Raw genomic sequence first — 15,501 nt, forward strand, 5'->3', positions numbered from 1 at the left:
GCACTTCGTGCGGCCCATCAGGGAGAGGTCGATTATGCGTTTGACACCAAGTGGGATTGAAGTGGTTTTGCCGCATCTTGTGCTGGGAACGAATGTCCTGTCACTGGCGTGGACCGCTTACGGCGCCATATTTTGGGAGAGCTTTTCGCTCGCTGCGAGTGCCCTGTACCAAATTGCCGTCATCATGCTTTATAGCAATAAATGCGAGCGCGCAGTTGGCAAAGAAGAGGAGGCAGGTCGGGACGAAAATATGCGATTCGCCGTTGTCGTCGTTCTGCTAATTCCAAGTCCGTTTATCGCAGGAGGGGCCATACATGCTCTTAACCATGCCTCTAACCTCTTGCCAAGCGATTTGATGCCGCTTGCAATGTGCGCGTTCACGGCCGGCGCATTGCGTGCGCTATACAGTTGTTTATTGTGCGAACAGCACGGTGCGATGTTCGTGATCAAGGCAGCGGTCGCTTTGTTACCCTTTATCGCCCCACTGGTGGCGGTAGGTTTGATTGCAGCAGGGTTCGACAACGTAGATGCCGTAACTGGCATTGCTCTGGTGCTGATCCTGCTCTTGGCCGTGCTTGCGCCGCAAGTGGTTCACATCAGGCGGCTTTTCTACTGAGGTAAGGATTGGCCTGTACGCAAATAATTGCGCGCCGCTGCGCGATGCGATGCAAAGACCGGCGGTCGGTCCAGTGCCAACTTAAAAATGTAAGATATTGAGGAGATATCATGGGTTCAGGGCATTCACATTCGCACGCCATTTCACCTACACAGAACGCTCGTCCTCTGTGGATAGCACTAGGGCTGACATCGTCGTTTCTGGTCGCTGAGCTCATTGCCGGGATCATGACGAATAGCCTCGCCTTGATTTCCGATGCGGCGCATATGTTCACAGATGCCGCCGCACTCGCGATATCGCTGGCCGCAATTCACATCGGGCGACGTCAGGCCGACGCAAAGCGTAGCTTTGGGTACTATCGTTTCGAGATCCTGGCAGCAGCCCTCAACGCGATTCTGTTGTTCATGGTGGCCATTTACATTCTTGTTGAGGCCTGGAAGCGGCTGCAGGATCCGCCCGAGATAGCCTCTGGCGCCATGCTCATCGTGGCGGTGCTCGGCCTGGTGATCAACTTGATCAGTATGCGGCTCCTTTCTGCCGGTAAGGATGCTAGCCTGAACGTGAAAGGCGCTTATCTGGAAGTATGGAGCGACATGCTCGGATCGATTGGCGTGATCGTCGGTGCGCTTGTGATTCGCTGGACCGGCGCCACCTGGGTCGATTCGTTGATCGCTGTGGCCATCGGACTGTGGGTGTTGCCGCGCACTTGGATTCTGCTCAAAGCAAGTTTGAACGTCTTGCTCGAAGGTGTACCTGAAGGCATCGATTTAGCTGATGTGAAAACCAAGATTCTTGCAGTGCCAGGCGTTGCAAGCGTCCACGACCTGCACGTGTGGGCCATCACAAGCGGCAAGGTGAGCTTGAGCGTGCACATCGTTTGCGATCCGGGGCATGTGGATCTCGAAGCGTTACTGATCTCGGTCCGTCATGAAATCGCAGATGAATTTCACATCTACCATTCGACAGTGCAAGTCGAGCGCACGCCTTGCGAGCAGGCCACCGAGGTCCATGGCTTCGAGCCATCGGCAAGTCACTGATTTTATAGAGAAGAGCATATGATTGAACATATCAAGAATGGGCTGACCGAAGCGCGGCACGCTCTGGACTTGTTCGTGAACGACGCAACCAAGCTGCAAACCGTGGCTGACGCCGCACAGGTACTGGTGACATCGTTCGGCAAGGGAGGAAGGGCTTTTTCTTGCGGGAATGGCGGTTCAATGTGCGACGCCATGCATTTCGCGGAAGAACTGACAGGACGCTTCCGTCGTGATCGGCCCGGGATCGCCGCAACCGCAATTAGCGACCCAACTCATATCACCTGCGTTGCAAACGACTATGGATACGATCAGGTGTTCGCCCGTTACATCGAGTCCCATGGTCGTCCGGGCGATGTACTGCTCGCGATCAGTACGAGCGGGAAAAGCCCTTCGATTCTGGTCGCGGCCCAGATGGCGCAAAAGCTTGGTATGGTCGTGATCGCTTTGACAGGGACTGCTGGCTCGCCATTGGAGGACTTCTCAGACGTCTGCATCAGCTGCCCGGGCGGTAATTTTGCTGACCGTACTCAAGAGCTACACATCAAGATCATCCATATAATGATCGAGTTGGTCGAGCGCGAACTGTACCCGGCCAATTACTAGCGTAGGCATGGGCGAGTTCCAGGGCCAACGCGAGTGTACAGCGCGTCCCGCTGCCGAGGCGAACGGACGCCTTGAGCATGAGGGGGTCATTGTCCTGGTTAAGAACGTCGGCTAATGCTGCCAAAGCTAAGAATCGCTGTGTCTTTTCTGCCGACGCTACCAATTCGCTCGATGCTTGTCTTCAGTATCGTTGTGCCGCGTGTCGTCCGGTGCGTGCAGATAACCACTAGTGGTGCTGATCGAAGCGTGACCCAGATTGTCTCTGACATGCCGCAAGTCTACGGAGTTGTTCGCCATGTGTGACCCCGCGGTATGCCGCAACCAGTGCGCCGATGCCTGACTGACTCGATGAGCAACATGCACGAATTGTGGTCCCTTGAGCTCGATTCGCTCGGCCGTCATCGCGAAAACAGCCTTGATGATATCGTGGATCCCGCCGCGACTCATCGCCTTAGGCTTCCCGCCGATGGGCAGTAGCAGCGGCGTCGACTCTCCAGGTACAGGCAGCGCAGGGAAGCTTAGTTCACGCCTATATCGGCCGAGTTCGTTCATCAATTCATTGGTCGCCGGCACTAGGCGTACCTTACTTCCTTTGCCGAGGATCTCGAGCCACCACCGTTCGCTGCCATCGCGGTCGCGCCTGCAGAAGAAACTGCCCATATTGTTCTCGGCAATCTCCGAGATGCGTAGACCGCACACATAGAGCAATGTGAACAACCACCGCAGTCGCAGATATCGCTCACGCTCCCTCGGCGTTTCGCGCGGCATGGCGTCAATCGTGGCCTTTACTTCTAGCCAGAGTTCATCGTCAAAATAGCGTTCAATACGAGGCGCCCGTGCGCGACCTCTTTGGCGGGAAAGCGAGAGCGGATTGCCTGCCAGGTAGCCTGCACTGACAAGCCAGGCGAACATCGACGTCAATATGATACCCGCCTGCCTTTGACTTGACGCTGACAATGCCCCTGCGAACGGGCGCCAACGCGGATCATTGCGAGGATGTCTGCGACTCTGTTCACTCACCCATCGGTCTCGGGGCAAGGGGTTGCCCAAGAATGCCTGATAGGCCAACCAATCTTCGTGCGTCAGGGAAGACAGCGGCTTGGCACGCTGAAGCACACACCAGAGAAGCAGCCGCTCAGCCTCTTTTCGATAGGCGTCGAACGTGGCCTTTTTATGGACGGTGTTTGTCAACGTAGTTGTCGCGTCACCTCACGCGACCTGCCGTAGTTCCTCTGGTCGAATCCGTTCCGGATTCAGCCAGACCTGACTATCCAGATTCCAGTTCCTGACATCCCGCGACCAGCGCTGCGGATTACGGTTCTTCGCTTCTCGATATACCTGTTCGCGATACTCCAGAATCGCTTCAGCCTGGCCGCCATGACGTTGTGCCGGCGTCACGAATTTCAGGCCGCTGTGCTTATGCTCCTGGTTGTACCATCGCACAAATTTCTGCGTCCATGCCCGCGCGTCTTCCAGCGTCGCAAACGGCTGGCGCGGGTAGTTCGGTCGATATTTGCAGGTCCTGAATAACGACTCTGCGTAGGCGTTGTCGTTGCTCACACGCGGCCTGCTGAACGACGGTGCAACGCCGAGTTGCTCCAATGTGGCCAGCATGGTCGAGCCCTTCATGGCGCTGCCATTATCCGAGTGCAGTACCAGCGGTCGGCCGGCCAATCCCTCAGCCAGGCTGGCCCTGCGCATCAGCCGCGCCGCCGATTCTGCCGACTCCGCCTCGTGGACTTCGTGACCGACAATCTTGCGGCTGTAGATGTCGAGCACCATGTACCAGTAGTGGTACTTGCCTTTGATCGCAGCCGGCAGCCACGTAATGTCCCAACTCCACACCTGGTTCGGCGCTATGGCGCAATGGCTCGTGACCACGCGCTCACTCGGCTTTTTGGCCTTGCCACGATGGTGCTGCTGCGAGGCCGACTTCAAGACACGGTAGAAGCTCGACTCCGAAGCCACATAGATGCCTCGATCGGCCAGCGTCGGCACGATCTGACTCGGCGGCAGACTGGCAAATTCCTCGCTGTTGGCGACAGCCAGAATCTCGGTACGCTCGTCTTCGGTGAGCTTGTTGGCCGGCTCAGGCCTGACGCTAGTTGGGCGGCTGTCGACGGCTACAGCATCATCTCCGCCCCGCACCCAGCGCTGAAACGTGCGCAGGGTGATGCCGAGTTCACGACAAGCCGGTGACAGCCGGCTGCCTGCAGCTTCGGCTTCACGGATCAACGCAACACATGACAGGCGATCTGGGGCGCTGATCAGTCTTCCTCTTTGTCCCCCCAGATCGCCTGGGCTTTTTTTCGCAGGATCAGCAACGCTGCTGCTTCAGCCAGCGCCTTCTCCTTGCGTTGCAAGTCCTTCTCCAACTGCCGGATCCGCTTCTTGTCTTCCTTCGACTGGACCTGCTGCGCCCGGGTTTGCTGCACCACGCTCACGTTGGCGGCCATACATGCGGCTCGCCAGGTGGCGATCTGCTCCGCAAACAGCCCCTTCCGACGGCAATATTCCGACAGTTCGCTCTCGTTCAACGCAGCCGTTTCCAGCACGACAGCGAACTTGTCCTCTGAGGTCCATTCCTCAGCATTTTTCCCACTACCTGGCACCGGCATTCCTTGATTACGAAGTTGACGGCGCCAAGTATAAAGCGTCTGTTCGGTGATCCCACTCTCACGGGCCAGTTCCGACACCACGCGGTTCTGGGGCGGCATCATCTGCCGTAACAACGCCTCTTTTCGTTCTGCTGGATACTGCTTCACACGTTCTCTCTTGCCCGTCCCCGGTATGGCTTTACTCAATCACGTGACGCGACAACTATTCTGACACCGGGGGGATGCACCAGTCGAAGAAAGGCAAGAACTGGTTCTTCGGCATGAAGGCCCATATCGGCGTCGATGCCAAGTCGGGCCTGGCGCATACCTTGGTGACCACTGCCGGCAACGTGTCCGACGTGACGCAAACCCACAAGCTGCTGCACGGCGATGAAACGATGGTGTTCGGTGACGCCGGCTACCAGGGCGCCGACAAGCGGCCCGAAAACGCGGCCAAGGCAGTGACTTGGCACATCGCGATGAAGCGCAGCGTCCGCAAAGCCATGAAGAAAAACCCGTTGGGCCGGATGAAAGAGAAACTGGAGAAGGCCAAGGCCAGCGTGCGCGCGAAGGTTGAGCATCCGTTTCATGTGCTGAAGAACCTGTTCAGGCATCGCAAGACGCGTTACCGCGGTCTAGCGAAGAACACCGCGCAGTTGCACACCTTGTTCGCGTTCGCAAACCTGGTGCTGGCTGGCCGAACCTTTGGGAGCGCGCACGCCCGAACTCCGTGCTGAGCGGGGAAATGCGTGCCACAGCACGCAAAAACGAGCCGGACGCCCAAGCTGGAGCGCGAAAAACAACTGATCTCGACCACCGTTCGGCCTGGCGCCGGTTTTGTTACGTCGGAACGGCCGCGCAACCTATTTGTTCAGCGCTTCCCTAGAGTGCCCTTGCGCTGCGATGTCGATGATGGAGCTGCGTGTGAGCGTCGACATCCCCGCTTGACCCCGTCGAAAATTGATCCATGCTAAACCGTCAAGCGCGATGTCACCGGTTATAAATGGCGCATTTGGCTCGCTCGGCCCGGTTGTAGGGTTCGTTGATGACGGTGCCAGACTAATTGAGTCCGGTGTGATCGGGGCCGCTGGAGCTATGGGCGGTAACCCTGCAGGTGCATTCGGCACGTTGCCAGTCGCGTTGGGTTCGGCTGCAGCACCGCCATCGCCACCACCGCAGCCGGCCAGCGCCAGAACGCTCAAAAATCCAGCCAGAATGGCCTTGGGGCGATACATTTTACTCATGCCTATACCTAGTCAGTTTAAACAAAGGATCGCATCCTAACCAAATCAAGCGACCAGTACCATACATGAGCACACGCAGGCATTCACATTCGCGGACACTCAAGTGCGTGCCCCTTAACACATAGCATGTTACATTGGTCACATGTGCAATCGGCTTCGACGACTTCTTCTGTGCTTGCTCATCGCCTCGCTACCAATGCAAGGTATCGCGGCAGTAGCGAGGTTTGAGTGCGCTTTGGCGCATCAGTCTTCCACGGTCGGCAAGGAGCCAAATCTGAAGATGCTTGCACGTTTGACAGCCGTTTTCGATACCGCTGAAGTGGTCAAGCATCATACGCCGGGACGGACGCCCGACGCTAACCCTAAGCAAAGTGATTGCGAGAATACGGACGGTCCCGAGCCCTTCCGTTGTGGGACATGCACAACTTGTTGCATCGCCGCGTATGCTCCCCCACCTGGAACCGGTTTAACGACGGCTCACGAGGGAGCAAATGGCGTCCCGGAACCCTCTCTCTCTTCGTTTAGCGGGCACGTTCCTGCTCGCATCGAACGCCCCCCACGTCCCGCCTGACCTATCGATTTCCGATACCGGTTCTTTTCAGGCGTGGCACCGTTGCCTCACCGGTGAGAAGAAGAAAACTTGTGTTGGCGCGACTTGGTTGCCTGGACGGCATCCAGGCGCGCACACCTCCGGGCGTTTAACAAACTTAGAAAGATCAAAATGAAAATCATGACAAAACAGGTCGCGATGCTAATCATCGCGACTGCTGCAGCGCTTTTTGCGCTCATTCTCTTGCTCGCCTGGATGGGTGCCTATAATTTTGGAGCTGACGTCCAGCATTCCAGACCGGTATTTTCTGCGATTGAGTTTGCGCGCGAACGGTCGATCAGCGTTCGGGCCGCTGACATCAAAGTACCACCACTAAATGATGAGGCAGCGCTGGTGAAAGGCGCGGGCAATTACGAAGCTATGTGCGCGCAGTGCCATTTAGTGCCCGGCAAAGCCGAAACTGAGCTGAGCCGGGGGCTATACCCAGGTCCGCCGAACCTGTCGAAAGTCGCCGTGCAACCGGCCGAAGCATTCTGGATTATCAAACACGGCGTCAAGGCATCCGGCATGCCAGCCTGGGGTAAGAGCATGAGCGATGAAGATATCTGGCATCTTGTCGCATTTGTCCGCAAGCTCCCCGAACTTAATGCGACGCAATACAGTGCAATGGTCAAGAGCAGTTCTGGTCATTCGCATGCGGGTACAGCTGATGAGGAAATGCAAGGGATGTCGCATGCGGAACAGGACAATGGGCATGCACAAGAGCAGGGCAGCGAGACGTCGACGCCTCGAAGTGAGCCAGCCCATCCTCACAAAGATGGCGAGCAACACTAAAGCGCCCTAAGGTAAGCTTATGTCGTGAGCGCTTTGGAAATGGCAAGTATCGCTTTGCTTCCGTTGCCAAAACGGGTAATCGCCTCGCGGTGCTTTGCCAGTTCGCCATAGCCGATGTATCGCACATCGAGTTCGCTAACGCGCGAGAATGCCGGACGGGCGAACTGAGCCCGTACGTCATTCTCCCGAGCGTCCGGTGCCACCAGGAAGAAAGTGGAACCGTCGTGCTCTGGGATGCCGAGTGCCAGGTCAAGCATACGGACGATCCCTGAGTAAATACTGGTGCTGTGTTCGACTTCGAACGCCATGTCGATTTTTTCGGTGGCACCGTCGATCCAGAGCACGTCAATCAGACTTACGGTGTCACATGCGGCGCTTGCTCGAATGGCCGATGGAAGTTGAGCTAGGCAACCATCGGCGAGCTTGCCATCGCCGTAAGGACGACTTTTGTCATTAATGGCGATCCAGACCTTATAGCCCAGCGCAAAGCCGAGATCGCGCAACCACCCCTGGACTTGGGTGTGGGAGTGATCGTTTTCGGCAGCGCACTGACGCGCTTTTGCGGCGGCGGTGCTTTCAAGATGAGACTGTTGTAGATCGGATGCCCAATCCAAAGGCGTGCCGCTTTGGGTGATGAACGGATAGCGTTCCGTCCCGATATCAAACATGAGCCCAGCAACTGCCCCAAGATCGTTAGAGAGCAGTGATCGATGGACGCGGTTAAATTCCACCAGATGCTTGCGCATGGCCAAATATTCCTCCCAGCGTCCTAACTTGACCTTCGCACCGAAAAATTTATTGAAACCGTTGACGATTGCCGTATTGTTCGGTGGAACAAATGTAGGGTGAAGGAAGTACAGCAGGTTCGCACAGGCGGGACCTAAGCCTTTAATTTTTCGCGCATCCAAAGTTCGGATGGCATCGACCAGTTCTGCTTCGCTCCCGCAACACAGGCAAGTGTCAAGAAATCGACCGAAGGCGAGTTGGTTGCCTCTGTCCTCATAAATATCGGGAATACGCAGCTTTGGCTTCCACAGAAATGCATGGTCAGCTCCTTTGAACATCTGACGCTGCTCTGCAATCGAATGAACTACTGTTTCAAGCGACGAGCCACGGTACTGAACGCCGAATTCATCCTCACGGATTTCACGCACGACCTCTTGTAGACCACGCCGGATCGATCGAAAATTCTTCAGTCGTTCGTTCCAGAAAAACCAGCTCCGGTAGGTCCCGCCAGAGTCAGATTTCCATTGCTCGATCAAGGCTTGTTGTTGGTGTATGGATGGGGAGTTTGTAATCTCCAACTACGGCTCCGTCATGTCTTCTAGGAAAGGCAATTGTAGCTGAAGCAGCTGTGGCGATGCCAAAAACCGATATGCTATAGGAGGAGTAGATGACTGCTCAAGGGTCAAGGCAGGGCAGCTGATCGGGAGCTGACTGAAAGCTTTACCTTCATGTTCTGGCGTCTGGGGTATAACGTGTGCCCCCTGCGCGCCGCGTATGCTAAATTCATCACATGCGCCAACGGTTCCGAGCATTTCTCCTGTGCTTCCTCTTCATTACCCTGCCGGTACAAAGTATCGCCAGGGTGATGATGTATCAGTGCAGCATGGCGCATCAGTCTGCTGGGCCTAGTTTCGCACAACATCTGGACGATGGCACGATAGAAAACGCCGCTCCCAAAGCGCCGTATGCCGATACGATCGACACCGCGACAGGCTCGACGGGTTCCGCCGATGAAGACTGCGAAGCCATGAGCAACCAGAAACGAGCAAGCTGCGGAACATGCGCTAGTTGCTGCATTGGCAGCTACGCTCCGCTTCCATTTGCCCTACTCAATCTTGTGCAAGAACCTGCACAAGTGACGCGCCCAGAACCCATCTCGTCCTTCGCAGGACCGTTTCCGACCCGCCTCGATCGGCCGCCGCGAACCTTTTCCTGACGCTGTTGCAATGGGAAATGGCAAAGCTGTGCTAGCTGCATCGAACACGTTTTTCAGACAAAGCTGGGTTTGGCTTGATACTGCCATTCGCAGTTGCGTCGATATCGGTTCCTGCAATCCCAACTGAGGTTCGCCGCTCTGACCCTATTGCAACATTCCACAAAGCTCGAAGCGAACTGGACCCTACGGTAGTCCAGCATCCTGCTCGGGCATCGAACGCATAAATTATTACCTGATTGGAGAATCACATGAATGGGTCTGATATCGACGCTAATTGCACAAGCAGTTGGCGCCGCCGCTTCCTGCAAGGAGTCGGTGCAGCAGTCGGTCTTGCCGGAATGAGTCCCCGGCTGCTATTCGCACAGCCAGCCGAGCGAGGAGCGCTGCGCGGCACCGAATTCGATCTCGTCATCGGGCCTACGCCCGTCAACTTTACTGGTGCTCCGCGGATCGCGACGGCGGTCAACGGCCAAGTGCCGGCCCCGACCCTGTACTGGAGCGAAGGGGATACCGTCACCATCCGCGTGACGAATCGGCTGCCGACTGTCAGTTCGATCCACTGGCACGGCATCTTGCTGCCAGCGGAGATGGACGGCGTACCGGGGCTGAGCTTTTCGGGGATTGAACCGGGCCAGACCTTCACTTACCGGTTCGAGGTAAAGCAAACCGGGACCTATTGGTATCACAGCCATTCTGCGTTCCAGGAGCAAACCGGGCTGTACGGCCCAATCGTCATCATCCCGAAAGGCGGCGAGCGTATCCGGACCGATCGCGACCATGTGGTCCTGCTCTCGGACTGGACGGACGAAAAGCCGGAGCGCGTGATGGCTAACTTGAAGAAGATGAGCGACTTCTTCAACAACAAGCAACCTACCTTTGGCGAATTCGCCCGCGATGTGCAGAGCATGGGGTGGTCGGCGGCGGTCGAGAAACGCAAGATGTGGAACCAGATGCGCATGATGCCTAACGATTTCAGTGACGTAACCGCCAGCCGCAACATCAGCGGCGCGCTGCGATTTTTGATCAATGGCGCTACTGACGAGGGCAACTGGACGGGACTGTTTCGTCCGGGCGAAAAAGTTCGCCTAAGGTTCATCAACGGTTCGGCAACCACGATCTTCGACGTGCGTATTCCAGGATTGAAGATGACCGTGGTCTCGGCCGACGGCCAGGACGTCGAACCGGTGACGGTTGACGAGTTCCGCATTTCGGTTGCGGAAACCTACGATGTCATTGTAGAGCCGAGCGAGGACGGGGCATATACGATCTTCGCCCAGTCGATCGGACGCTCAGGTGCAGTGCGCGCCACCTTGGCGACACGCGCCGGCATGCAGGCTCCGGTACCGGCAATCGACGAGGCGCAGTGGCTCACAATGGTCGACATGATGGGAGCCATGGCAATGACGGGTGCGCACGCCGGGCATGGCACAGGCCAGGCTGCAATGGAGCACGGTTCGGCTTCGGCCACGGCTGGCCCGACTGCGGCTTCAGGGCACGAGGGGCACGTGCAACCTGCCATGCCACCATCCGATGCCCATGCCGGTCACGGGCAATCGATGGCGGCTGCACCTGCCCAGCCGGGTCAGCAGCCGAAGGTGACGCATGCGCGTACCGAGTACGGACCGGGCGTTGACATGCGGGTGGACATGCCAAGGACGAACCTGGATGATCCGGGCGTGAACCTGCGCGACAACGGCAGGCGGGTGCTGACCTATGCCGATTTGCGTACTGTTGGCGGACCGGTCGACCCGAGGGAACCGACTCGCGAGATCGAGCTGCACCTGACCGGGAATATGGAGCGTTTCATGTGGTCGTTCGACGGCCAGAAGTTCTCGGAGTCGCTCCCGATTCGCTTCAGGTACGGCGAGCGCCTGCGCGTCGTGCTCGTGAACGACACGATGATGAACCACCCGATCCACTTGCACGGAATGTGGAGCGAGCTTGAGTCGGCAACCGGTCAGTTCCAGGTCCGCAAACACACAATTAATGTCCAGCCCGCGCAGCGCGTGAGCTTCCGCGTGACTGCGGATGCGCTGGGGCACTGGGCGTTCCACTGCCACCTTTTGTACCACATGGAAGCGGGCATGTTCAGGGAGGTCGTCGTATCATGAAAAAACCGTTTAAGCACTCACTTCCCTATGTCCTGGTCATCGCCTCGCTCGTTTCGCAGAACGGCATAGCGCAGACCGTCATGAGCTCCGGCCAAACAGCGCAGCCTGTGCCAACGCCTGCGGGGAATGGTCAACCGCCAGTGGACCATGCAGCTATGGGACATGGCACGCCCGCTACCGCTGGTACCCAGGGTACCCAGTCGACCATGCCTGTCCAGCAAGACAAGGCCCAGCAAGGTGCGCCTGCACATGCTGGACACGCCATGCCGGAGAAACCAATGGGCGCCGCCGCCTCCGCCGCAACTGGCTCGAAGCAAGCAGCGCCTGAGGCACAGCACAGCCAACATCAAGACCCCGGGAACACGCAGGGGAGACCGGCGACATCGGCACAGACAACACCTGTGCAAGAGCAGAAGGCGGCAAGCCAGTCGTCTGGAATGGACCACGCTGCCATGGGCCATGCCCCAACTGCAGCAACGATGCCTGCCCCTAGCCATGCCGGGATGTCCCATCCTGCCCAGGAACAGGCAGTTCAAGACGACAGTGCCGGGGAGCAGGGTATGCAGATGGGACGTATGCAAGGCGGTCCGCCTCCGGCCGATGCGCGCGATCCGAGTGCGTACAACGAGGGTGCGAAGTTCGCACATCTTGGCAACCATGAAATGAACGACAACGCGCCGTTCTGGAGAGTTCTCTTTGACAAGGCCGAGGCAGCGAAAGGCGACGGCGAGCGCGGCCAGAGCGTAGAACTCGAGGCCTGGTACGGCAACGACTACAACAAGGCTTGGGTGAAGGTGGAAGGCGAACGAAGCGGCGGGTCACTCGAGGCAGCCCGCACCGAACTTCTGTGGGACCGGGCCTTCGCGACATTCTGGAGCACGCAACTAGGTATTCGGCACGACAGCGGCCAGGGCGAAAGCCGCAATTGGCTAGCCTTTGGCGTGCAGGGCCTGGCTCCATATTGGTTCGAGACCGAGGCGACAGCGTATTGGCGCCCCGGCAGTGGCTGGGCAGCACGACTGAGCGCCAAGTACGAGGTCTTATTTTCCTCGCGACTGATCCTCGAGCCCGAAGTGGAGGCGAACTTGTACAGCCGCAGTGATCCTGAGCGCGAAACGGGGAGCGGCCTGTCCGATATCGGCGCCGGCCTGCGGCTACGTTACGAGGTCACACGTCAGTTTGCACCGTACATCGGGGTGACGTGGAACCGGCAGTTCGGCAGGACCGCCGATTTCACGCGCATGCGTGGCGGGGACAGGAGCGTGATGCAGGCCGTTGCCGGCGTCCGATTCTGGTTCTAATCAAAACGTGTCGTCCGAAGCAATTGCAGCGATTTCAGACACGCCAGAAGGTGTGCACCAGTCCTGAAAGAGCCACCTGTTCAATTTACCTTTAAGGAGAGTGACCATGAACCAACAGCAACTTCAATCATGTATTCAGGCTTGCTACGAATGCGCACAGGCCTGTGACAGCTGCGCTGCCGCGTGCTTGCGGGAGCCGGATCCGAAGATGATGGCCCGGTGCATCGAGCTAGACATTGAATGCGCTGCCGTCTGCCGCCTTGCTGCGCAACTGATGGCCCGGTCGAGCGAACATGCCATGCAGGTATGCCAGCTGTGCGCAGTTATCTGCGAAGCGTGCGCCGACGAGTGCGCGCAGCATCATGCGCAGCATTGCCAGGATTGCGCTGCAGCATGCAGGCGTTGCGCCGAGGCGTGCCGCAACATGAGCCAGTCTGCCCCTGCCGCGTAAGCGTCGGCGCTAATGGTCCAGGCTGCCGACAACGCATGCTATTTTTGGTATGTCGTCGGCAGCTTGTGGTCAATTGACTTGGCACTGCGCTTGTGTGCTCGCATAACGTCCAGTGATCATTACAAGTGAACCACAAGGCGATAGCTCTTACAAACAAACGAACGGAAAATACTTCTACTTAAGGGGCCATTCATCGAACGAAAAGCGGCGCATCACAAGGAGTTCAGATGGACGTAACCGAAGTGAGGAGGAGCCGGCAAAACGGGGCGTTAAAGCCTTGTTATCGTCAAGCGCAGATCTGTAAAAGCCAAAACGTCCTTGTTGAGCAGCGTGCCTAAATCCCGGAGGCGTGGTCTGTTGAAGTCTGCGCAATTGACAATTACTCCTGGCAGTCCTAGACTCCATTCATCCATGAGACCTCCACGTACATCCCGACTTATTGCTGCAACAATACTGCTGGTCAGCATATTGTTCATGCAACTTGCTATCTCGGCATATGCGTGTCCAGGTTTAAACTTGGGACCTGGTGGTCAGATGAGCTCGTCCGTGCAGCCGATGTCAGCTGACACAGTCCCATGTCCGGACATGGATATGGAACAGCCCAACCTCTGCCATGCCTACTATCAGGCAGATAAGCAGTCACTCGACAAGCCGGCTACGCCGCCACTGGCACCGTATGTCGCTATCGGGTACGGTCTTCCAATAAGCCTGGATCGGCTTTCGTTCGAGCGTTTTCTCGGCGCACCACCTCCTGCTTTCCTCACGCATGCGACGGCACCGCCTATAGCCATTCGCAACTGCTGCTTCCGCATTTAATCCTTCGGTTTGATTGATTCCCCATCGCTGCGCTTTTGCGCGGGCGATGTTACTCAATGCATTCTGGAGGTTTGATGCTTTCCCCACATATCACGGCGCGGCGCGTGGCGCCTCGTCCGGCTGTTCGGTCCTCCCGAGCAGTCCTGTTTATTGTAATTCTTATATCTGTCGCCATCTCCACTGCTGCGTTTGCCAGCGAAAGGGCACTGACGCTGGCTGAAGCTCAGCAGCGGGCCGTCGAGCGATCGCGACTGTTGGCGGCGAAGGACTATGCTGCGCAGTCTTCGAGGGAGATGTCAGTCGCTGCCGGTCAGCTCCCTGATCCACTTCTGAAGGTCGGTGTCGATAGCCTGCCGATCGAAGGCCGAGATCGCTTTAGCTTGACGCGCGACTCCATGACGCAGCAGCGAATCGGTGTGATGCAAGAGTTGACGAGGGCCGATAAACGTCGTCTGCGTGCGGAACGATTTGAGCATGAAGCAGAAAAATCGATTGCAGAGAAGGCGGCAACGACGGCAGAAATCGAACGCTCGACCGCACTGGCCTGGTTGGACCGCTATTACACCGAAGCCATGTCTGCTGTAATCGCGGAACAGATAAGCCAGGCGCAACTTGAAATCCAGGCGGCGGAGTCAGCTTACCGGTCCGGTCGGGGCAACCAGGCAGACATCTTCAGTGCACGAAGCGTACTGGTGAGCTTGGAAGACAAGGCAAGCGATATCAACCGCCGCATCGGCAACGCCAAAATTGCACTAGCACGTTGGGTCGGTGATGCAGCTCAGCTGCCCTTGGGCGCCAAGCCAGCAGTAGATGCCATCCGCCTCGACGAAGCAACGCTCGACACCCAGCTTGGACACCATCCAGAACTCGCCGTACTGACCAAGCAGGAAGACATCGCAACAACTGAAGCGCACCTTGCGAAGGCGAACAAGAAGGGGGACTGGAGCGTCGAGGTGGCAGTGCAAAAACGCGGTCCGGGGTATTCGGACATGCTGTCGATTGGCCTTTCGGTTCCCCTGCAGTGGGATCAGAAAAATCGCCAGGATCGCGAGCTGTCGTCCAAGCTGGCCCAGGTCGAGCAAGCAAGGGCGGAACGCGAGGACGCGTTGCGCGCCCATGTTGCAGAAGTGCGGGGCATGTTGAACGACTGGCATACAGACAGGCAACGACAGACCCGCTATGAGCAAGAGTTGATCCCTCTCGCTCACTCCAGGATTACAGCGTCGCTGGCCGCTTACCGCGGCGGCAAGGCCACGCTGGCAGATGTCCTCGCCGCGCGACGCAGTGAAATCGATGTGCGCTTGCAGGCTCTGCAGCTTGGGCAGGAAACCGACCGCCTGTGGGCGCAACTGAATTTTCTTTTCCCGCAAAACGGCATATCTAGCCACTAACAAACAGG

The 15,501-nt window shown here is 57.5% G+C and carries 12 protein-coding genes and 1 pseudogene; 10 read left to right on the plus strand and 3 right to left on the minus strand.

Annotated elements, in window-relative coordinates; translation table 11 throughout:
• Window positions 1–34 precede the first annotated feature (34 nt).
• The 3 genes from KY496_RS04665 to KY496_RS04675 all read left to right on the plus strand — a co-directional run bounded on the left by KY496_RS04665 (window position 35) and on the right by KY496_RS04675 (window position 2,256).
• Window positions 35–616: a hypothetical protein gene (locus KY496_RS04665; RefSeq protein ID WP_157225733.1), complete on the plus strand. Its 582-nt coding sequence runs from the start codon at window positions 35–37 to the stop codon at window positions 614–616.
• Window positions 617–726: 110 nt separating this feature from the next.
• Window positions 727–1,653, plus strand: a complete 927-nt coding sequence (locus tag KY496_RS04670; protein WP_005670924.1) for a cation diffusion facilitator family transporter — start codon at window positions 727–729, stop codon at window positions 1,651–1,653.
• Between the two features lie 18 nt (window positions 1,654–1,671).
• Window positions 1,672–2,256, plus strand: coding sequence for an SIS domain-containing protein (locus KY496_RS04675; RefSeq protein WP_109343479.1), 585 nt, complete (start codon window positions 1,672–1,674; stop codon window positions 2,254–2,256).
• Between the two features lie 156 nt (window positions 2,257–2,412).
• Here the strand turns inward: KY496_RS04675 and KY496_RS04680 are convergent, their stop codons facing one another.
• Together KY496_RS04680 and KY496_RS04685 are read right to left on the minus strand one after the other, a co-directional pair.
• A complete protein-coding gene (locus KY496_RS04680; protein WP_229520416.1) occupies window positions 2,413–3,447 on the minus strand; it encodes a tyrosine-type recombinase/integrase in 1,035 nt (344 codons plus the stop codon).
• 18 nt (window positions 3,448–3,465) lie between these two features.
• A protein-coding gene (locus tag KY496_RS04685) for an IS3 family transposase (RefSeq protein ID WP_229520324.1) occupies window positions 3,466–5,021 on the minus strand; the annotation gives its coding sequence in 2 pieces (ribosomal slippage) (window positions 3,466–4,559 and window positions 4,559–5,021; 1,557 coding nt in all).
• Window positions 5,022–5,095: 74 nt separating this feature from the next.
• Between KY496_RS04685 and KY496_RS04690 the strand changes: the two are divergent.
• Both KY496_RS04690 and KY496_RS04695 read left to right on the plus strand, forming a co-directional pair.
• Window positions 5,096–5,590, plus strand: a pseudogene (locus tag KY496_RS04690) (IS5 family transposase); the annotation flags it as partial.
• 1,228 nt (window positions 5,591–6,818) lie between these two features.
• Window positions 6,819–7,481 carry a cytochrome c gene (locus KY496_RS04695; RefSeq protein WP_219864044.1) on the plus strand — a complete coding sequence of 221 codons (663 nt, stop codon included), beginning with the start codon at window positions 6,819–6,821 and terminating at the stop codon, window positions 7,479–7,481.
• A 17-nt stretch (window positions 7,482–7,498) separates the two neighbouring features.
• On the opposite strand, the gene KY496_RS04700 is transcribed toward KY496_RS04695, so the two are convergent.
• Entirely contained in the window at window positions 7,499–8,779 is a 1,281-nt protein-coding gene (locus tag KY496_RS04700) for a type II restriction endonuclease (protein ID WP_219865048.1), read from the minus strand.
• A gap of 892 nt (window positions 8,780–9,671) precedes the next feature.
• Here KY496_RS04700 and KY496_RS04705 point away from each other — a divergent pair.
• From KY496_RS04705 to KY496_RS04725, 5 genes are all read left to right on the plus strand, one after another.
• Window positions 9,672–11,534, plus strand: coding sequence for a copper resistance system multicopper oxidase (locus KY496_RS04705; protein WP_219864045.1), 1,863 nt, complete (start codon window positions 9,672–9,674; stop codon window positions 11,532–11,534).
• Between the two features lie 503 nt (window positions 11,535–12,037).
• Window positions 12,038–12,835 carry a copper resistance protein B gene (locus KY496_RS04710; RefSeq protein WP_229520417.1) on the plus strand — a complete coding sequence of 266 codons (798 nt, stop codon included), beginning with the start codon at window positions 12,038–12,040 and terminating at the stop codon, window positions 12,833–12,835.
• A gap of 106 nt (window positions 12,836–12,941) precedes the next feature.
• A complete protein-coding gene (locus tag KY496_RS04715; protein WP_219864046.1) occupies window positions 12,942–13,286 on the plus strand; it encodes a four-helix bundle copper-binding protein in 345 nt (114 codons plus the stop codon).
• Window positions 13,287–13,877: 591 nt separating this feature from the next.
• Window positions 13,878–14,102 carry a hypothetical protein gene (locus tag KY496_RS27030; RefSeq protein WP_229520418.1) on the plus strand — a complete coding sequence of 75 codons (225 nt, stop codon included), beginning with the start codon at window positions 13,878–13,880 and terminating at the stop codon, window positions 14,100–14,102.
• Window positions 14,103–14,176: 74 nt separating this feature from the next.
• Complete coding sequence (locus KY496_RS04725; RefSeq protein WP_219864048.1) at window positions 14,177–15,493, plus strand: TolC family protein; 1,317 nt, start codon at window positions 14,177–14,179, stop codon at window positions 15,491–15,493.
• The last annotated feature ends 8 nt before the right edge of the window (window positions 15,494–15,501 follow it).

Origin of the sequence: Massilia sp. NP310, from assembly GCF_019443485.1 — a bacterium.
Taxonomy (GTDB): Bacteria; Pseudomonadota; Gammaproteobacteria; order Burkholderiales; family Burkholderiaceae_D; genus Telluria; species Telluria timonae.